This is a genomic window from Streptomyces venezuelae (assembly GCF_008642315.1).
In the GTDB taxonomy this organism is placed as follows: Bacteria; Actinomycetota; Actinomycetes; order Streptomycetales; family Streptomycetaceae; genus Streptomyces; species Streptomyces venezuelae_D.
This window is the reverse complement of the sequence record NZ_CP029192.1, coordinates 2,279,629-2,298,734: the sequence shown is the minus strand read 5'-3', so window position 1 is coordinate 2,298,734 and position 19,106 is coordinate 2,279,629. Positions and strand designations below refer to the sequence as shown.

Genomic DNA, 19,106 nt, shown 5'->3' with positions numbered 1-19,106 from the left:
AAATCCGGCATTCCCGTGGCCCGATCACGCCGACAGGCCGCCTTACAGCCGGTTTATGGCCGAAAGGGGCAGGATGGAGGCCTACCCCAAGACAGACCTGCCCGCAGGGGCACAGAGGAAGGACAGCGACGTGCGCGTACTCGTCGTCGAGGACGAGCAGCTGCTCGCCGATGCGGTGGCCACCGGACTGCGCCGGGAGGCCATGGCCGTCGACGTCGTGTACGACGGAGCGGCCGCCCTGGAGCGCATCGGCGTCAACGACTACGACGTGGTGGTGCTCGACCGGGACCTCCCGCTCGTCCACGGCGACGACGTCTGCCGCAAGATCGTCGAGCTCGGCATGCCGACCCGCGTCCTGATGCTCACCGCGTCGGGCGACGTCAGCGACCGTGTCGAGGGCCTGGAGATCGGCGCGGACGACTACCTCCCCAAGCCCTTCGCGTTCAGCGAGCTCACGGCACGCGTGCGTGCCCTCGGACGGCGCACCAGCGTGCCGCTGCCGCCCGTCCTGGAGCGCGCCGGGATCAAGCTCGACCCGAACCGCCGCGAGGTCTTCCGCGAGGGCAAGGAGATCCAGCTTGCCCCCAAGGAGTTCGCCGTACTCGAAGTGCTGCTGCGCAGCGAGGGCGCGGTCGTCTCCGCGGAGCAGCTCCTGGAGAAGGCCTGGGACGAGAACACGGACCCGTTCACCAACGTCGTCCGGGTGACCGTCATGACTCTGCGCCGCAAGCTCGGTGAACCCGCCGTCATCGTGACGGTGCCGGGCTCCGGCTACCGGATCTGACCGGCGGTGGCCGCGACCCCGGCGCCGCCAGCCGCGCCTCCGAAGCCGACGTGGGACCCGAGGAAGGCCGAGCCGCCGTTCCCCTGGCTGCGCCCGACCATCCGCATACGGCTCACGCTGCTCTACGGCGGCATGTTCCTGATCGCGGGCATCCTGCTGCTCTCGATCATCTACCTGCTCGCCGCCCAGGCCCTGAACGTGGGCAGTGACCTGCCGTTCAGGGTCACGGGCAGGTCTTCGGTCAGCAGCAGCACCTGTACCAACTTCCAGGGGCTCCCTGAGCACCCCACCGAGACGCAGCTCAACGCCGCCCTCAACGAGTGCGTCAACCGCATGCGTCAGAATGCGCTCGACAACCTGCTGAGCCGCTCGCTGCTCGCCCTGCTCGGCCTCGCCGTGATCGCCTTCGCCTTCGGGTACGCGATGGCGGGCCGCGTGCTCTCGCCGCTCGGCCGCATCACGCGCACCGCGCGCCGGGTGGCCGGCACGGACCTGTCCCGCCGCATCGAGTTGGACGGCCCGGACGACGAGCTGAAGGAGCTCTCGGACACCTTCGACGAGATGCTGGACCGCCTGGAGCGGGCCTTCACCGCCCAGCAGCGGTTCGTCGGCAACGCCTCGCACGAGTTGCGCACGCCCCTGGCGATCAACCGCACGCTCCTGGAGGTGCATCTCTCCGATCCCGGGGCGCCACCGGAGCTCCACCAGCTCGGCAAGACGCTGCTCGCCACCAACGAGCGCAGCGAGCAGCTCGTCGAGGGCCTGTTGCTGCTCGCCCGCAGCGACAACCAGATCGTGGAGCGGAAACCGGTCGACCTCGCCGAGGTGGCCAATCGCGCCGTCGACCAGGTGCGGGCCGAGGCCGACGCGAAGGGCGTGGAGATCCGCGGGGAGCGCGGTCTGGCCGTCGTGCAGGGCAACGGCGTCCTCCTGGAGCGGATCGCCCTGAACCTCGTTCAGAACGCCGTCAGGTACAACGTGCATGACGAGGGCTGGGTCGAGGTCACCACGGAGGCTCAGCACGGTCAGGCGGTCCTGGTGGTGTCGAACACGGGCCCCGTGGTGCCCGCGTACGAGATCGACAACCTCTTCGAGCCGTTCCGGAGGCTGCGTACGGAGCGGACGGGCAGCGACAAGGGCGTGGGTCTCGGCCTGTCGATCGCCCGGTCGGTGGCGCGGGCCCACGGGGGCCGTATCATCGCGGAGCCGCGTGAGGGGGGAGGGCTCGTGATGCGAGTCACCTTGCCTCTCTGAGAAGCGGCCGCAGACGCGCTGACGTGTTCGCTTTGAGCGGAATTTCCAGGGGTGGACCCCGGGGATGATGTGTGCGATCGATCACAGAGGCGATTTTTCGGCCATCTACTCTCTGTGATCGTGAAAGTCGTCGGAAAGCCGGGAAAATCCGGGTTTTCGGGAGTCTTGATCACGGGAAGTACACGGGGTGGCGCCCGTGAAGCGCAGTACGAGGACCGTGTACGGTCCCGATCGCCATCCAACAGAACGCCTCTTCAGAGGTGCGGTTGGGTGTCGATTGAGTAACAGACCTTGATGTGAGGCAAAATCTCCGCCTCAGGTCGGGCACAAGTCCGGCCTCTCACGCGTTACGTGCGCTGGAGACACCCGCAGACACCCAGAGGGGGAGAGCGACATGGCAACGGACTACGACACCCCACGTAAGACCGACGATGACGTCAACGAGGACAGCATCGAGGAACTCAAGGCCCGGCGGAACGACAAGTCGACCTCAGCGGTCGACGTCGACGAGTTCGAGGCCGCCGAGGGCCTCGAGCTGCCCGGCGCCGATCTTTCCAACGAGGAGCTCGCCGTCCGCGTGCTCCCGAAGCAGCAGGACGAGTTCACCTGCATGAGCTGCTTCCTGGTGCATCACCGCAGCCAGCTGGCCAAGGAGAAGAACGGCCAGCCGATCTGCCGCGACTGCGACTGAGGCGGGGTCGGCCGTGACTGGCTCGACCCCGTTCCGGAAGCGCCGCTTCCGCAAGCGCGGGGCGGACGAAGCCGGCGTCTCGGACGTCGGCGCACGTGACGACGGGCGAGGCTCTTCAGCAGACGGAGCAGCCTCGCTCGAACCGGCGAACGCCCTTGAGGCGGTGCCGGACGCGACGGCGGCCGACAGGGCCCCCAGGACCGCAAGGAACGCCTCTGAGGCCGGGTCCAGGGGCAGCCGTGTTGCCGCCGTCACGCACGGGGTGAAGGAAGGCGTGCGCAAGGGCGGGCGCGGCGCCAAGGCCGGCATCGGATATCTCGCCGACCGGCTCATCGAGAACGCCCCGCGGATCCCGGTCCGCGATCTCGCGACCCTCCGCAAGCAGTTCCCGGGCCTCGGCCCCGAACAGCTCGCGGACAAGCTCATCGCGGGCGCCGCCAACGCCACGTCCACCGTGGGCGCGGGAGTGGGCGCCGCCGCGATGCTGCCGGTGCCGCCCGCGATGCCCGCCGAGCTCGCGGCGGAGATCACCGGCGTCGCCGCCATCGAACTGAAGCTCATCGCCGAGCTCCACGAGGTCTACGGCCTGCGGCCGGAAGGCAACCTCAAGCAGCGCAGCACCGCCTACCTGAACTCCTGGTCGCAGGAGCGCGGCGTCGAGGTCACCAAACCCGCGACCTTCAACGCCGCCCTGGGCGGCCAGATGAAGCGCGAGCTGCGCCAGCAGATCATGAAGCGGATGGTCCGGAACCTGCCGAACCTGATGCCCTTCATGGTCGGTGCGGCGGTCGGAGCGGTCATGAACCGCCGGGACACCCGGAAGCTGGCCGCCCGGATCCGCAAGGACCTGAGCAAGAACCAGGTGCCGTGGAGCGAGCTGCCCCAGCTGCCGCCCCTGGAGAAGCCGGACAACCCGCTGCGGATGGGGGAGATCCCCCGCGAGCTGGGGCGCTGAGCCAGCGCCCCCCCGCGCGGTCCTACGCGGCGCTCTGGCGCACCGAGTCGAGGGCCGCTGCCAGCTCCTCGGGGTGCCGCGTCGAGACGTACACGTACGGAGTCGGATCCTCGGGATCCGTGATGTTCACGCGCAGGGCCGTGGGGATGTAGGCACGCAGCAGCATGTACGCGCGCGGGTCCGCCTTGTACGAGCGCCAGGCGCGCGTCTCCTCGCCGGTCAGGACCTCCGCGTCGCCCAGCGCAGACACCGGGATCTTCGCGTCGCCGACGACCAGCGAGCCCGCCACCACCCGGATCCGCACCGCGCCGTACGCGCTGGTGACGACCGCCGCCACGGCCGTGCCGCCGACCAGGCCGCCCAGGAGCGGCAGCGTGCCGAACGGCAGCAGGATCAGGGCCATGGCCACGCCCACCAGGACCGAGGCGAACCACCACGAACGGGGCGCGGTCAGGCGTTCTTCGTAAGGCTGCATGGAACCAAGCTTGGCACGGTGCGGTTACCACGCTGACGCGGAGGTAAGGTCTGCGCCTGTGAGTGGTACATCAGCAGCTCTGACGCCCCCGGCCGACGCCATAGCGCCCGTCCGCCACCCCGACGCGCCCGCCCCCGGTGAGCTCATCGGTGCTCACTACGAGCACTGTTTCGGCTGCGGCGAGGGCCAGGCACACGGACTGCACCTCGCGACACGGGCGGGCGACGGCGTGGCCGTCACCGCCGAGTTCACCGTGCGCGAGGCCCATCAGGGCGCCCCCGGCCTCGCCCACGGCGGGGTCCTCGCCACCGCGCTCGACGAGACGCTGGGCTCGCTGAACTGGCTGCTGCGCGTGATCGCCGTGACCGGGCGCCTGGAGACCGACTTCGTGCGGCCCGTTCCGCTGGGCACCGTGCTGCACCTGGAGGCCGAGGTCACCGCCGTCGCCGGGCGGAAGATCTACTCGACCGCCACCGGACGCATCGGCGGCCCCGAGGGCCCCGTCGCGGTCCGCGCCGACGCCCTCTTCATCGAGGTGAAGGTCGAGCACTTCATCGACAACGGCCGCCCGGAGGAGATCCAGGCCGCCATGAACAACCCGGACCAGGTCCGGCGTGCCCGCGCTTTCGAGGTGAACCCCTGATGCCCATCCAGGAGCTGGACGTACTCATCAGGCGCGTCGACCCCGAGGTGCCGCTGCCCGCGTACGCGCAGCCCGGTGACGCGGGTGCCGACCTGCGGACGACGGAGTCCTGCGAACTGAAGCCCGGCGAGCGGGTGGTTCTGCCTACCGGCGTGTCGATCGCCCTCCCGGAGGGGTACGCGGCGTTCGTGCACCCCCGTTCGGGGCTCGCCGCACGCTGCGGTGTCGCTCTGGTGAATGCCCCGGGGACGGTGGATGCCGGGTACCGTGGAGAGATCAAGGTGATCGTGGTGAATCTCGACCCGCGCGACAGCGTGCGGTTCGAGCGTTTCGACCGGATTGCCCAACTGGTCGTCCAGCAGGTCGAGAAGGTTCGCTTCCAGGAGGTGGCGGAGCTTCCCGCATCGGCGCGGGCCGAGGGGGGCTTCGGGTCCACCGGCGGCCATGCCGCCGTGGGCAGCGGTCCGGGCGCGAGCCCGGGCGAACAAACGGGTGGGAATCGATACGCATCGGTCGTATCCGACCGGGAAGGACAGTGACGTGTTCGGACGTCGCAAGAAGGACAGTGCCGCCGAGGACGCGGCGGGCGCGGACGAGCAGGTCGTCGACGACGTGCACGGTGACGAGCCCGCGGACTCCGCCGACGTCGCGCGCTCGCGCGTGAGGCTCGAGCCCGAGCCCCGTCCCGACGGTCCCTGGGACCTCTCGGAGGTCCGTGAGCCCGGCGAGGGCCGGGTGGACCTCGGTGGGCTCTTCGTACCGGGCGTCGAGGGCATGGAGCTGCGGGTGGAGGTCGCGGGCGACGCGATCGTCGCGGCGACCGTCGTGCTCCAGGACAGCGCCATCCAGCTGCAGGGCTTCGCCGCCCCCAAGAAGGAGGGCATCTGGGGCGAGGTCCGCGAGGAGATCGCCTCGGGCATCACCCAGCAGGGCGGTGTCATCGACGAGGTCGAGGGCGCTCTCGGCTGGGAGCTGCGCGCCCAGGTGCCGGTGCAGCTGCCTGACGGCACGGGCGGGGTGCAGGTCGTGCGCTTCATCGGCGTCGACGGCCCGCGCTGGTTCCTGCGCGGTGTGATCTCCGGCCAGGGCGCGGTGCAGCCGCAGGCCGCCGGGCTCCTCGAGCAGATCTTCCGGGACACGGTCGTCGTGCGCGGCGAGGGCCCGATGGCGCCGCGCGACCCGATCGTCCTGAAGCTGCCGGACGACGCGCAGATGGTCGCTGAGGGCGTCCAGCAGGAGCAGCAGGAGGGCTCGCGCTTCTCGGGCGGCATGGGGCAGCTGCAGCGCGGCCCCGAGATCACCGAGGTGCGCTGAGCAACCGGCTGATCGACGGAGGCTCCGCCCTCCCTCAACTGCGCGGTGGCCCGCGATGGTTCCGGTTCGTCCGGACCATTGCGGGCCACTTTTGTGTGCGCCCATACTGTGCCGGTCACTCGGGGGGAGACCGGTGCGGTGAGGCGACGACGGTTGCCCGCGGCGGTGCGGGGGAGCGGACAGCACGGGCTGGTGCTCGGCGCGGCCGGACTCGCCGTGCTGCTCGCCGCGACCGTGCTCGCGGCCCTGGCGGCACTCTCCGAGAAGGCCGTAGAAGGCGGGGTCCAGCGCAGGCTCGCCGCGGACCGTGAGGCCGTGGTCGAGGTCGCGGGGCCGCACAGGCCCGCCACCGCGGACGGTCCGGACGCCCTCGACCGCGACGTACGCGCCGCCCTGGACCGCGCCTACGGAGACGTCCCCCACCACACCTGGTCCGCACTGCGCGCGCCCGCCGCCCGTAACGACGAACTCGCCGTCACCACGGCCGCGGGCCGCCCGCGCGAGGACGCCACCGTCTCCGTAGTGGCCCTTCAGGATGTGCGACGGCACGCCTCACTGGCGACCGGACGGTGGCCGCGCCCGGGCGACGGGCCCGTGGAGACAGCGCTGACCGAGGTCGTCGCCGCCGAGCTCGACGTGCGCCCCGGCGACGGGATCACCGTCCGGGGCGCGAACGAACGGCCGGTGCGGTTGCGGGTCGTCGGGGTGTACGCCGCCGAAGGCCGCGCGCCGGCCGTGTGGGCCTCGCTGAGCAGTACGTTCGGGACGCCCGACACGATCGCGGTCGTGCCCCGCGAGGCCTTCACCCGCCACAGCGCCCTCGCGCGGGACGCCCGCGCGCTGTGGCTCGGGGTGCCCCGCGCGGACGGTCTGCGGCTCGGCGACATCGAGCCGCTCAGGGAGCGGGCCAAGCGCTTCGCGGTCGGCACCGCGGTCGGCGGGGACGATCTGACGCTCTCCGCCGGGCTGCGCAGGGCCCTCGACCGGCTCTCCACCCCGATCGCCGTGGCCCGCGCGGGGCTCTACGTCCCCGCGACGCTCCTCGCCGCGCTCGCCGTGGCCGCCCTCGTGCTCACCGCACGGCAGCTCGCCGAACACCGGCGCCCCGAGCTGGCGTTGCTGGCCGCGCGCGGAGCGGGCACGCGCCGGGTCGTCCTGTCGACCACCGGACAGTGGGCCTGCGTCGCCGTCCCGGCCGGACTCGCCGCACCGTTCCTCGCGGGACCGCTGCTCCACGTACTCGAAGAGACCGGGCTCATCGAGGGGGACATGCCCGCGACGGCGGTGACGGGGCCGGGGTGGGCGGCGGCCTCGGCGGCACTCGTCGTGCACGGTCTGGGGGTGCTCGTGCCGACCGCGCGGGTCGTGCGGGACCGGCGGGCGGTGGCCCGGCTGCGGCTGCGCGTCGCCAGGTTCGCGGGCGCCCAGCGGTTCGGGGCGGATCTGGCGCTGGCCGCGGTCGCCGTGCTCGGCTGGCTGCAACTGCGGCAGTACCGGTCGCCGGTGACCGGCGGCAACGGCGTCGACCCGGTGCTCGTGCTCGCGCCCGTCGCGATGACCGTGGCGGCCGCGCTGCTCGTCCTGCGCTTCCTGCCGCTCCTCGCCCGCGTCGTCGACCCGCTCGCGCGGCGCGGCCGCGGTCTCGTCCTGCCGCTCGGCGGCTGGCAGATCGGCCGCCGGGCGGCCCGGCACGCGGGGCCCGCCCTCGTGGTGACGCTCGCCCTCGCCGTCGCCGCCCTGAGCAGCACGGCACTCGCCGTCCTGGACAGCGGCGACCGGGACCAGGCCGCCTTCCAGGTGGGCGCCGACCTGCGCGTGGAACCGGGCGACGGGCCGCCGTCCGGGGAGCGGCGCGCCGCGTACGAGGCACTGCCGGGCGCCGAGTCCGTCACGCCCGTGGTCACCACGGAGGGGTACGTCGAGCAGGACGCGGTGGCCGTCACCGGCATCAACACCGCGCGCGGGCCGGTCCCTTCGCTGCGCGGCGACCTCGCGGACCGCCCCCTGCGGGAGCTCCTGGCGCCGCTCGGCAGAGGGGTCCCGGAGCACGGGCTGCCGGTGAGGAGGACGGCCGGCGGCGGGCCGCTGACGGAGGTGCCGCTCCGGGTGCGGCTGTCGGCGGACGGGGGCGGCCGTGTCGTGCCCGTGCGTCTCACCGTCTTCTTCGAAGACGGTGACGGGCTGACGCGTTCGAGTTCCTTGCCGATCACGGAGGGCGGTCCACGGACGGTCCCGCTGAAGGTGGGGGCGGGCAGCGCGGGCGTACGCATCCTCCAGATCGATCTGAGCATGGTCGGGGAGCGCGTACGGCGCACGTACCGGCTGACGGTCGACCAGGTGCCGGGGCTCACGCGCCCGGCGCGCTGGCGCGATCTGCGGGCGGACCGGCCCGACCGGCACGCGGCCGGCTGCCCGGACGTCGGGCCCGCGCAGCCGGGGCCCGGCCGCAAGCCGGCCGCGGCGGCGCCGGGACCCGTCCTCTGCTCCGACCGGCCCGGCGCGGGCACGCTCGTCGACGCGGTGCTGCGCGGCCCTGACGGAGACCTCAAGTACCCCACCTGGAACGTGCGGCTCGGCACCGACCGCCCCAAGGGGCGCCCGGCCGCTCCCGCCCTCGCCGACGACGCGCTGCTGTCCTCCGGCGCGGTCCGGGTCGGCGACACCGTGACGGTGCGGGGGAGCACGGGCGGCAGCGCACGGGTCGAGATCGTCGGGCGGGTCGCGGCGGTGCCGGGGCTGCCGCGCGACCGGCCGCGGTTGCTCGCCGACTCCCGTGCCATGGCCGCGCAGTGGACCCTGGGCGGGGCGTTGCCGGGGGCGGAGAGCGCGTGGTGGGTGGGGGTCCGGGGCGGGGACGCGGCGGCGGCCCTCGCGGCGGTGCGGGGCGATCCGCGCCTCGGGCACGCGGTGGACGTCCCGTTCGTTCAGGAAGAGCTGGCAGCCGATCCGCTGCGGCGCGGGGCGCGTGGGGCGCTCGTCCTGTGCCTGGTGCTCGCGCCCGCCTTCGCCGTCATCGCGTTCACCCTGCACACCGTGGTCTCCGCGCGGGCCAGGGAACGGGAGTTCGGCCTGCTGCGGGCGCTCGGGGTACGGCGGGGCCAGCTCGCGGCATATCTGTGGACCGAGCAACTGACGCTGGCCGCGGTGGCGACGGTCCTGGGGACGGCGCTGGGCGCCGCGCTGGCCCTGCTGATCATGCCGGTGGTCACGGTCGACGCGGAGGGGGACCCGGTCTTCCCGGAGCTGGTCGCGTCGGTGCCGTGGGTGCGGGTGACGGCGACGGCGGGACTGACCGCGGCGGTGATCTGCGGAGTCGTGACGGCGGCGGCGCGGGTGCTGGGCCGGGTGGATCTGGCGCGGGTTTTGCGGGCGGGGGACGGGGGTGAGGGGGGTGGGGGACGGCGTGGAGGACGGTGTGTGGGGAGGGGGCGAGCCGCGTGGCGGTCCCGGGGCGGTTTGGTGTGTGTGGTGGGGGTGGGCTGCGGGTCTTCGGGGGCGTGGCGGGCGGCGGGTGGCGCCCGCGGCGCTTCGGGGTGTGGGGCGGGGTGCGCCGTGGTGGTGCGGGGGTGGGCTGAGGGTCGCTCGGGGGCGCGGCGGGTGGTGTTTCGGGGTGTGTGGTGTGGCTGTGGGCTGCGCGGCGTTCAGGGGTGGGGTGCGGAGGCGGCCTGGGGTGCGGTGTGGGGGTGATGGGTGGTGAGAGGTGAGTGGGGGCGGCGGGGGCCGCTGGTGGTGGGGCTCGGGGTGTTGATCGGCGTGCTGGTCGCCGTCGCCGCCGGCGGGCCCGGACTGCTCGAACGGCTCGGCGGGGAGGCGCTGGCGGGGCGGTTCGCGCAGGTGCAGCGTGCCGCGCCCGGCGTCGTGCACAGCGCGCGGATCGATCCGGAGGACCCTCCTCCGGGCGTGGAGAGCGATCTGAGGGCCGATCTCGCGCGCTACGGGACCGCCATCGAGAACGCCGCGCCCGCCGCCCTGCGCGGCAGCCTCGTCCTCGACTCCACCCGGATCACCCTGCCCACGGTGGACGCGGACGTGGCGGGTGGCGGCGCCTCGCTGGCCCTTGTGTACGCCTCCGACGCCCCCGGACGCGGCGCGTACGTCGCAGGGCGGGCACCCCGCGCGCGGGAGCGGGTGGTGGAGCTCGCCGTCTCCGAGCGGACCCGTGACGCGCTCCGGCTCCGCGTCGGACAGCGGATCGACCTGCGGGGCGGCGCCTTGACGAACGTGCAGACCGTGGGGCGGGTCGTAGGGATCTACCGCGCGGAGGGCGGTCAGGGGCCCCAGGGCGGCGGCGAGCACGCGCACGAGCGGCTGTGGAGCGAGAAGCCCCTGCTGGCCCGCCCGCTGCCCGGCCCGGCCGGCACCGCCCCCGACGCCGGGGCGCTCATCGCGCCCCGCGCGGTCGAGGTCCTGCAGAACCAGGCGGGCGCCGAGCTCACCGTCGAGTGGAACATGCGCCTCGACCTGCCGGGCGAGGTGGCCGCCCGCTTCGTGGGGGACCGCGGCGCGCGGGACTTCCAGCGGCTCTTGGCCCGCTACCCGCTCGCCGCCAAGGAAGCCTTCTGCAACGTCGAGACGTACGGCGGCAAATGGTGCGTCCTCGGCACCCACCCCGCCTCCGAGCTGGCGACCGACACCGAACTGGCTGACGTCTTCGAGGAGTTCCGCGGCCGGTGGCGGCAGGCGAACGTCGTGATGTCGTTCGCCCCGGCGTCCCTGCTCGGCGTCGGGCTCGCCGCCGTCGTGGTCACCTCTCTGCTGGTCGTACGCCGACGGCTCGACGGGGACCGGCTGCGGCGGGCCCGCGGGGCGTCGGCCACCACGCTCGCCCTGGGGCGCGCGGTGGAGAGCGCGCCCGCCGCGGTCCTCGGAGCCGGCCTCGGCTGCGCGGCCGCCGCGGCGGTGCCGGGGAGCTCACCCGCGTACGGCCAGGGGCTGGCCGTCGCGTTCGGCTGCTGGCTGCTGCTGCCCGCCCTCACGTGGTTCGCCGTGCGGGACAGGGCCGTGCTGCGGGAGCCGGCGTCGCGGGGCGCCGGGCGCAGGCTGGTGGTGGAGGCGATGGCGCTGCTGCTCGCCGCGGGCGGTGTCCTCGCGCTCCGGACGCGGGGCACCAAGGGCGCTGCGGGCCCGGACCCGCTGCTCGCCGCGGTGCCCGTGCTGCTGGGGCTCGCGACGGTCGCCGTCCTCGTGCGCTGCTACCCGTGGCCGGTGCGTGCAGTGGCGCGGTGGTCGGCGCGGGGGCGGGGCACCGTGGCGCTCGTCGCGCTGTCCCGCGCCGCCAAGGAGGCTCCCGCGCGCGGTCTCGCGCTGCTCGTCCTGGTCGTGACGCTCGCCGGTGCGGTCTTCGGAGGGCTCGTCCTGGGGACGCTCGTGCAGGGGAGGCACACCGCGGCCGACTGGCAGGCGGGCGCCGACGCCTCCTTCCTGGGCGCCGAACGCGACCCCGGCACGGCGCAGCGGCTGGCACGCGCGCGTGGAGTGCGGAAAACGGCGACCGTGCGGCAGTTGCGCGTCGATCCGGTGAGCGGGCGGGACGGGGGACGGTACGGGATCTCCAGCCTGGTCGGGATGGACGGCACGAAGCTCCGCGCGGCGGCGCCGGGTTCGCCCGCTGCCCGCGCGCTGCACGCCGCGGGGCTCACCCGGGGCGGAACCGGCCGCGACATCCGCGTACTCGCATCCGAGGGGCACACCGGCGACCTGCTCACCTTCATGCGGCTCGGCAAGGAGACGCGGCTGCGGATCGTCGGGACGCTGCCCCAGGACGTGGCGCGCGACCCCGCCCTCGGGCCCCTGCGCGGTGCCACCGCGCCCCGGCAGCACCTCCTCGTCGCCGACAACAGGGACCTGCGGGCCTTCAAGGCCGCGGAGTTCGAGGAGTCCGCGCTCCTGCTGTACGGCGCCCGGACGGACCTGCGAGCGCTCCGTTCCCTCGTACCGCGCGCCGCGCCCGGCGCGACCGGCGGGGAGCTCCGCATCCGCGCCGAGGAGCAGGCGGACGCCGACGACGACCGGCTGATCGCCGCCTTGGCCGTGGCACACACCGCCTGCACCGCGCTCGCCGTGCTCCTCGCACTCGTCGCCCTCGTCCTCGAACTGCTGCTCTCCGCACCCGCGCGCGGGCGCACCACGGCCTACCTGCGCACCCTCGGTCTCGGCGGGCGCGCCGCTACCGCGCTGCACCTGGTGCAGCTCCTGCCCCTGATGCTCGCCGCGGTCGCGGGCGGCGTCGCGCTCGGCCTGGCGCTGCCCTCGCTGCTCGGCCCCGCCCTGGACCTACGGGAGTTCACCGGCGGGCCCGCGGCACCCGTACGGCACGTCGACGCGCTGTTCACCGCGGTCCTGGCCGCGGGACTCTGTCTCCTGACCGCTCTGGCAGTGGGTGTGGAGACCTGGCTCGGGCGGCGCCGGGGGCTCGGCGCAGTCCTGCGACTGGGGAGAGCGGATGACCACTGAACTGGCCGCACTGGAGGCGCGGGCCCGTGCCGCGGGGCGCCCCGCGGCCGACGAGGGCCTCGTCGTCTGCGACAACCTCGTCCGCGTCTACCGCACCGAGGCGGTCGAGGTGCAGGCACTCCAAGGCCTCGACCTGGTCGTCTCGGAGGGCGAGTGCGTGGCCCTCGTCGGCGCGTCGGGGTCGGGCAAGTCCACGCTCCTGTCGATCCTCTCGGGGCTCGACCTGCCCACCGCGGGCCGCGCGAAGGTCGCGGGACACGACCTGCTCGCCATGGGACGCCGTGAACGCCTCGGCTACCGCAGGAGCACGGTGGGCTTCGTCTGGCAGCAGACCGGCCGCAACCTGCTGCCCTACCTGACCGCTCTGGAGAACGTGGCGCTGCCGATGAAGTACACGCGCGTGCCCCGCCGTTCGCGCCGGGAGAGGGCCGCCGAACTGCTCGGCGTACTCGGTGTCGCGCACTGCCGCGACCGGCGGCCCGACGAGCTCTCCGGCGGTGAGCAGCAGCGGGTGGCCGTCGCCGTCGCCGCGGCCAACTCCCCGCGCGTCCTGCTCGCCGACGAGCCCACGGGGGAGCTGGACACGGCGAGCGGCGAGGACGTCTTCGCGGCGCTGCGGCGCGCCAACGAGGAGCTCGGCGCGACGGTCCTGGTCGTCACGCACGACCCGCTCGTCTCGGAACAGGTGCGGCGCACGGTGCGCATCCGGGACGGACGCACCTCTACGGAGACGTTGCGTGAACAGGGCGGCGACGGCGAGGAGTTCACGGTTCTGGACAGGGCGGGGCGGCTGCAGCTGCCGGGGGATTACGTCGAGAGGTACGGGCTCCAGGGGCGCGTACGGCTGACGGCGGAGCCGGGGCATGTGGGGGTGTGGCCGGACGGGTCCGGTACCGCAGGAGAGTCTTCTGAGCCCTCCGAAGAGGAGCTCTGACGTCACGCCTTGACGGAAGGCTGGTCCGTACCTATGGTCACGGGCCAACGCGCACGTTCAGAAAGGCACTTGAAGTTCACATACGAGAACGGATGGTCCCCCCCATGCCTCCCAAGCACTCCAGATCACGCCTCCGTGCCGGAGTCGCCGTCGCCTCCGTCGCGGCCGCCCTCGTGGCCGGGTCCGTCGTCTGGCCCGGAACCGGCAGGGCCGAAGCCGCCCCCACCGCCTTCGCCCACCCCGGAGTCACCGTCTCCCGCGGCCAGCTGGACTTCACCCGCGAGAAGGTCACCGCGGGCGCCCAGCCCTGGAAGTCCGCCTACGACCAGATGATGGGCAGCAAGTACGCCTCCCTCTCCCGCACCCCCAAGCCCCGCGCGGTCGTGGAGTGCGGCTCCTACTCCGACCCCAACCACGGCTGCACCGACGAGCGCGAGGACGCCATAGCCGCGTACACCACCGCCCTCGCCTGGTACATCACGCGTGACGAGCGCTACGCGAAGAAGTCCATCGAGCTGATGGACGCCTGGTCGGCCACCATCAAGGACCACACCAACAGCAACGCGCCGCTGCAGACCGGCTGGGCGGGCTCCAGCTGGCCGCGCGCCGCCGAGATCATCAAGTACACGTACGACGGGAACTGGGCGAACTCCGGCCGCTTCGCGACGATGCTGCGCACCATCTACCTGCCCGAGGTCATCAACGGCTCCAACTCCAACGGGAACTGGGAGCTCTCGATGATGGAGGCCGCCGTCGGCATCTCCGTCTTCCTCGAGGACAAGGCGTCGTACGACAAGGCGATGGCCACCTTCCGCACGCGCACCGCGGCGTACGTCTATCTCGCGTCCGACGGCCCGCTGCCGAAGACCGTGCCGAAGCAGCACCTCGACACCCGCGACAAGATCGTCAAGTACTGGCAGGGCCAGTCCACGTTCACCACCGGCCTCACCCAGGAGACCTGCCGCGACTTCACCCACACCGGATACGGCCTCTCAGCGATCTCCCACGTCGCCGAGACCAGCCGCATCCAGGGCCAGGACCTGTACGCGACGGACGTCGGCGAGCGGCTGCGCCAGGGGCTCGGCTTCCAGGCCAAGTACGAGCTCGAAGCGCCGCCCGCGTCCCTCTGCAAGGGCACGGTCCACCGCGGCCTCGGGCCGGTCACCGAGGTCGGCTACAACGCCCTCGCGGGCCGCCTCGGCCACGCCATGACCAACACGCAGAAACTCACCGAACGGAACCGCCCCGCGGGCTCCAACAACCTCTTCGTCGCCTGGGAGACCCTGACGCACGCGAACAATCCGCGCTGACGCGGCGATTGTCGGGCCGGGCGCCCGCCGGTGATACTGGCGCCCGGTCCCGCACGACCGGGGCCGGGACGGGGGGGAACATGGTCGTCGTCGAGGACCTCCACCGGACGTACGGCTCCGGCGCTGCCGCCGTCCACGCCCTGCGCGGTGTCTCCTTCACCGTCCCGCGCGGCGAGCTCGTCGCCCTGAAGGGCCGCTCCGGATCGGGCAAGACGACGCTGCTCAACCTCGTCGGCGGGCTCGACGCCCCGGACCACGGGAAGATCACCGTGGACGGCGTGGACCTCACGGGCCTCGGCGAAAGCGGCCTCCTGGAGCTCCGCCGGGACCGGCTCGGCTTCGTCTTCCAGTCCTTCGGGCTCATCCCCATCCTCACCGCGGCCGAGAACGTCGGCGTCCCGCTGCGGCTCCGCAAAACCGAGCCACGCGCGCGTGAAGAGCGCGTCGCCCTCCTCCTGGCCCTCGTCGGACTCGCGGACCACGCCGCGCAGCGCCCCGGCGAGCTCTCCGGAGGACAGCAGCAGCGCGTGGCCATCGCCCGCGCCCTCGCCAACAGGCCCGCCCTCCTGATCGCCGACGAACCCACCGGGCAGCTGGACGCGGAGACCGGGCTCGCCGTGATGGAGCTGCTGCGCGCCGTCGTCCGCAGCGAGGGCGTCACCGCCCTGGTCGCCACGCACGACGCGGCTCTCCTCGACCTGGCCGACCGGGTCGTCGAACTGCGCGACGGCGCGATCGTCACGCCCTGAGCAGGCCCTCGACCGTCCCGCCCCGGCCCATCAGGGTTGTGTCAAGGACAGTGCCCCCGTACCCCCTCGTCCGTATTGCCGGAATTGTTGGCCGTAAGGTCGACGCTGCGTACACAGCAGTTTCGGGAAGACAATGAGGCCATGGCACGCGGCAAGCTTCGGATCTACCTCGGTGCGGCACCGGGCGTCGGCAAGACGTACGCGATGCTCTCCGAGGCCCACCGCCGCATCGAGCGCGGCACCGACTGCGTGGTCGCCTTCGTGGAGCACCACGACCGGCCGCGCACCGAGGTGATGCTGCACGGCCTGGAACAGGTGACCCGCAGGGACCTGGAGTACCGCGGCACCGCGTTCACCGAGATGGACGTCGACGCGGTCCTGGAGCGGGCCCCCGAGGTCGCCCTCGTCGACGAACTCGCCCACACCAACGTCCCCGGCTCCCGCAACGCCAAGCGCTGGCAGGACGTCGAGGAACTCCTCACCGCCGGCATCGACGTCGTCTCCACCGTGAACATCCAGCACCTGGAGTCGCTCGGCGACGTCGTCGAGTCGATCACCGGTGTGCGGCAGAAGGAGACGGTGCCGGACGAGGTGGTGCGCCGCGCCGATCAGATCGAACTGGTCGACATGTCGCCACAGGCGCTGCGCCGCCGCATGGCGCACGGCAACATCTACAAGTCCGACCGCATCGACGCGTCCCTCTCCAACTACTTCCGGCCCGGCAACCTCACGGCCCTGCGCGAGCTCGCGCTGCTCTGGGTCGCCGACCGCGTCGACGAGTACCTCCAGCAGTACCGCGGCGAGCACAACATCCGCTCCACCTGGCAGGCCCGCGAGCGCATCGTCGTCGGCCTGACCGGCGGCCCCGAGGGCCGCACCCTGATCAGACGCGCCTCCCGGATGGCCGCCAAGGGCTCGGGCAGCGAGATCCTCGCCGTCTACATCGCCCGCAGCGACGGCCTGACCGGCGCGTCCCCCAAGGAACTCGCCGTCCAGCGCACCCTCGTCGAGGACCTCGGCGGCACCTTCCACCACGTCATAGGCGACGACATACCGGCCGCCCTCCTCGACTTCGCCCGCGGTGTCAACGCCACGCAGATCGTCCTCGGCTCCTCGCGCCGCAAGACCTGGCAGTACGTCTTCGGGCCCGGCGTCGGCGCGACCGTCGCCCGCGACTCGGGCCCCGACCTGGACGTGCACATCGTCACGCACGGCGAGGTCGCCAAGGGACGAGGCCTGCCCGTCGCCCGCGGCGCGCGCCTCGGCAGATCCCGGGTCATCTGGGGCTGGCTCGTCGGCGTCGCCGGGCCCGTGCTCCTGACGGTGCTGCTCACCCACGTCGACGCGGACCTCGGCCTCGCCAACGACATGCTGCTGTTCCTGACGCTCACCGTCGCCGCCGCACTGGTCGGCGGGCTGCTCCCGGCGCTCGCGTCGGCGGCCGGCGGCTCGCTGCTCCTCAACTACTACTTCACCCCGCCGCTGCACCTGTGGACGGTCTCCAACAACAAGAACATCGTGGCCATCGCGGTCTTCGTGGGCGTCGCCGTGTCGGTCGCCTCCGTCGTGGACCTCGCGGCCCGCCGCACCCACCAGGCAGCCCGGTTGCGGGCCGAGGCGGAGATACTCTCCTTCCTCGCCGGCAGCGTGCTGCGCGGCGAGACCAGCCTCGAAGCCCTCCTCGAACGCGTCCGCGAAACCTTCGCGATGGACTCCGTCGCCCTCCTGGAACGCGCCGGCGACACCGACCCGTGGACCTGCGCGGGCAGCGTCGGCGACGGGCGCCCGCTGGAGCGCCCCGAGGACGCCGACGTGGACATGCCCGTCGGGGACCACATGGCGCTCGCCCTGTCGGGCCGGGTCCTGCCCGCGGAGGACCGCCGTGTCCTCGCCGCGTTCGCCGCGCAGGCCGCCGTCGTCCTCGACCGCCAGCGCCTGCAGTCCGAGGCCGACCAGGCCCGCACCCTCGCCGAGGGCAACCGCATCCGCACCGCCCTGCTCGCCGCGGTCAGCCACGACCTGCGCACCCCGCTCGCGGGCATCAAGGCCGCGGTCTCCTCCCTGCGCTCCGACGACGTCGAGTGGTCCGACGAGGACGAGGCGGAACTCCTCGAAGGCATCGAGGAGGGCGCCGACCGCCTGGAACACCTCGTGGGGAACCTCCTCGACATGTCCCGGCTGCAGACCGGCACCGTCACCCCCCTCATCCGCGAGGTCGACCTCGACGAGGTCGTCCCCATGGCGCTGGGCGGCGTCCCCGACGGCAGCGCGGAGCTGGACATCCCGGAGACGCTGCCCATGGTCGCCGTCGACAAGGGCCTCCTGGAGCGGGCGGTCGCCAACATCGTCGAGAACGCCGTGAAGTACGCCCCCGACGAAGCGCCCGTCAAGGTCTCCGCCAGCGCCCTCGGCGAGCGCGTCGAGATCCGCGTCGTCGACCGGGGGCCCGGCGTGCCCGACAGCGCCAAAGACCGCATCTTCGCCCCCTTCCAGCGCTACGGTGACGCTCCGCGAGGTGCCGGCGTGGGCCTCGGCCTCGCCGTCGCCCGCGGCTTCGTCGAGGCCATGGGCGGCACGCTCGCCGCCGAGGACACCCCCGGCGGCGGCCTCACCATGGTCCTCACCCTGCGGGCGGCGGCAGGCCGCCCGCCGGTCCGCCCCGAACTGTCGTCCCAGGTCACCTCATGACCCGGCACCAAGAGGCCACTCCTCAGAACCAGCAGTCCGAAAGGCAGGTACGCATGACCCGGGTGCTCGTGGTCGACGACGAGCCGCAGATCGTACGCGCCCTCGTGATCAACCTGAAGGCGCGCAAGTACGACGTGGACTCGGCCCCCGACGGCGCCACCGCGCTGCAGGTCGCCGCGGCCCGCCACCCCGACGTGATCGTGCTCGACCTCGGTCTGCCCGACATGGACGGCGTGGAGGTCATCAAGGGCCTGCGCGGCTGGACGCGCGTCCCCATCCTGGTCCTCTCCGCCCGGCACAGCTCGGACGAGAAGGTCGAGGCGCTCGACGCGGGCGCCGACGACTACGTGACCAAGCCCTTCGGCATGGACGAGCTCCTCGCCCGGCTGCGCGCCGCCGTCCGCAGGGCGGAGCCCACCGGGACGGGCGACGACGACGCGCTGGTCGACACCGGCGACTTCTCCGTCGACCTGGCCGCCAAGAAGGTCAACCGCGGCGGCCGCGACGTACGCCTCACTCCCACGGAGTGGCACCTCCTGGAGGTGCTGGTACGCAACACCGGCCGCCTGGTCAGCCAGAAGCAGCTGCTCCAGGAGGTCTGGGGGCCCTCCTACGGGACGGAGACGAACTACCTGCGCGTCTACATGGCGCAGCTGCGCCGCAAGCTGGAGGCGGACCCCGCGCACCCGCGGCACTTCATCACGGAGCCGGGAATGGGATACCGGTTCGAGAAGTGATCCTTCCGAAAGGTGACCGGATCGGTCGCTTCAACGGGGTTCCCAGCGGGTACTGAGCGGACATAAGCACAGATGAGCGCACCCCTTTCCGCTGTGTCGGCGCCCCCCGGTACGCTTCT

Annotated in this window: 15 protein-coding genes; 14 read left to right on the top strand and 1 reads right to left on the bottom strand. The window is 73.0% G+C overall.

Features of this window, described 5'->3' with window-relative positions; genetic code table 11:
• Positions 1-130: 130 nt before the first annotated feature.
• The 4 genes from DEJ48_RS09565 (at position 131) to DEJ48_RS09550 (ending at position 3,684) form a co-directional block, all read left to right on the top strand.
• Positions 131-784 carry a response regulator transcription factor gene (locus tag DEJ48_RS09565; RefSeq protein ID WP_055563081.1) on the top strand — a complete coding sequence of 218 codons (654 nt, stop codon included), beginning with the start codon at positions 131-133 and terminating at the stop codon, positions 782-784.
• Positions 785-790: 6 nt separating this feature from the next.
• A complete protein-coding gene (locus DEJ48_RS09560; RefSeq protein WP_150215747.1) occupies positions 791-2,038 on the top strand; it encodes a sensor histidine kinase in 1,248 nt (415 codons plus the stop codon).
• 394 nt (positions 2,039-2,432) lie between these two features.
• On the top strand, positions 2,433-2,729 hold the full coding sequence (locus tag DEJ48_RS09555; RefSeq protein ID WP_055563079.1) for a DUF4193 domain-containing protein: 297 nt from the start codon (positions 2,433-2,435) through the stop codon (positions 2,727-2,729).
• A 13-nt stretch (positions 2,730-2,742) separates the two neighbouring features.
• Complete coding sequence (locus DEJ48_RS09550) at positions 2,743-3,684, top strand: hypothetical protein (protein WP_150215746.1); 942 nt, start codon at positions 2,743-2,745, stop codon at positions 3,682-3,684.
• 22 nt (positions 3,685-3,706) lie between these two features.
• Here DEJ48_RS09550 and DEJ48_RS09545 read toward each other — a convergent pair whose 3' ends face one another.
• Complete coding sequence (locus DEJ48_RS09545; protein ID WP_150186646.1) at positions 3,707-4,159, bottom strand: DUF3093 domain-containing protein; 453 nt, start codon at positions 4,157-4,159, stop codon at positions 3,707-3,709.
• Between the two features lie 58 nt (positions 4,160-4,217).
• On the opposite strand from DEJ48_RS09545, the gene DEJ48_RS09540 reads away from it, so the two are divergent.
• From DEJ48_RS09540 to DEJ48_RS09495, 10 genes are all read left to right on the top strand, one after another.
• The gene (locus DEJ48_RS09540) at positions 4,218-4,802 is read left to right on the top strand and encodes a PaaI family thioesterase (protein ID WP_150215745.1); all 585 of its coding nucleotides are present in this window, start codon (positions 4,218-4,220) and stop codon (positions 4,800-4,802) included.
• Positions 4,802-5,341 carry a dUTP diphosphatase gene (gene dut, locus DEJ48_RS09535; RefSeq protein WP_150215744.1) on the top strand — a complete coding sequence of 180 codons (540 nt, stop codon included), beginning with the start codon at positions 4,802-4,804 and terminating at the stop codon, positions 5,339-5,341. The genes DEJ48_RS09540 and dut overlap by 1 nt, the downstream gene beginning before the upstream one ends.
• Before the next feature lies 1 nt (position 5,342).
• Positions 5,343-6,116: a DUF3710 domain-containing protein gene (locus DEJ48_RS09530; RefSeq protein WP_150215743.1), complete on the top strand. Its 774-nt coding sequence runs from the start codon at positions 5,343-5,345 to the stop codon at positions 6,114-6,116.
• Between the two features lie 138 nt (positions 6,117-6,254).
• On the top strand, positions 6,255-9,803 hold the full coding sequence (locus tag DEJ48_RS09525) for an FtsX-like permease family protein (protein ID WP_223831981.1): 3,549 nt from the start codon (positions 6,255-6,257) through the stop codon (positions 9,801-9,803).
• Positions 9,804-9,809: 6 nt separating this feature from the next.
• Positions 9,810-12,569, top strand: a complete 2,760-nt coding sequence (locus tag DEJ48_RS09520) for a hypothetical protein (RefSeq protein WP_150215742.1) — start codon at positions 9,810-9,812, stop codon at positions 12,567-12,569.
• Entirely contained in the window at positions 12,559-13,503 is a 945-nt protein-coding gene (locus DEJ48_RS09515) for an ABC transporter ATP-binding protein (RefSeq protein WP_150215741.1), read from the top strand. Before DEJ48_RS09520 ends, DEJ48_RS09515 begins: the two co-directional genes overlap by 11 nt.
• Positions 13,504-13,607: 104 nt before the next feature.
• Positions 13,608-14,813, top strand: coding sequence for an alginate lyase family protein (locus tag DEJ48_RS09510; RefSeq protein ID WP_150215740.1), 1,206 nt, complete (start codon positions 13,608-13,610; stop codon positions 14,811-14,813).
• 80 nt (positions 14,814-14,893) lie between these two features.
• Positions 14,894-15,562 carry an ABC transporter ATP-binding protein gene (locus DEJ48_RS09505; RefSeq protein WP_150215739.1) on the top strand — a complete coding sequence of 223 codons (669 nt, stop codon included), beginning with the start codon at positions 14,894-14,896 and terminating at the stop codon, positions 15,560-15,562.
• 141 nt (positions 15,563-15,703) lie between these two features.
• Complete coding sequence (locus DEJ48_RS09500; protein WP_150215738.1) at positions 15,704-18,250, top strand: sensor histidine kinase; 2,547 nt, start codon at positions 15,704-15,706, stop codon at positions 18,248-18,250.
• Between the two features lie 53 nt (positions 18,251-18,303).
• Positions 18,304-18,987, top strand: a complete 684-nt coding sequence (locus tag DEJ48_RS09495; protein WP_150221084.1) for a response regulator — start codon at positions 18,304-18,306, stop codon at positions 18,985-18,987.
• Positions 18,988-19,106: the final 119 nt, after the last annotated feature.

Excerpts from the sequence above, each read along its gene's own strand:
- DEJ48_RS09555 (WP_055563079.1), top strand. The coding sequence starts at position 2,433 with ATGGCAACGGACTACGACACCCCACGTAAGACCGACGATGACGTCAAC.
- DEJ48_RS09545 (WP_150186646.1), bottom strand. The coding sequence starts at position 4,159 with ATGCAGCCTTACGAAGAACGCCTGACCGCGCCCCGTTCGTGGTGGTTC.
- dut (WP_150215744.1), top strand. The coding sequence starts at position 4,802 with ATGCCCATCCAGGAGCTGGACGTACTCATCAGGCGCGTCGACCCCGAG.
- DEJ48_RS09515 (WP_150215741.1), top strand. The coding sequence starts at position 12,559 with ATGACCACTGAACTGGCCGCACTGGAGGCGCGGGCCCGTGCCGCGGGG.
- DEJ48_RS09510 (WP_150215740.1), top strand. The coding sequence starts at position 13,608 with ATGCCTCCCAAGCACTCCAGATCACGCCTCCGTGCCGGAGTCGCCGTC.
- DEJ48_RS09505 (WP_150215739.1), top strand. The coding sequence starts at position 14,894 with ATGGTCGTCGTCGAGGACCTCCACCGGACGTACGGCTCCGGCGCTGCC.
- DEJ48_RS09500 (WP_150215738.1), top strand. The coding sequence starts at position 15,704 with ATGGCACGCGGCAAGCTTCGGATCTACCTCGGTGCGGCACCGGGCGTC.
- DEJ48_RS09495 (WP_150221084.1), top strand. The coding sequence starts at position 18,304 with ATGACCCGGGTGCTCGTGGTCGACGACGAGCCGCAGATCGTACGCGCC.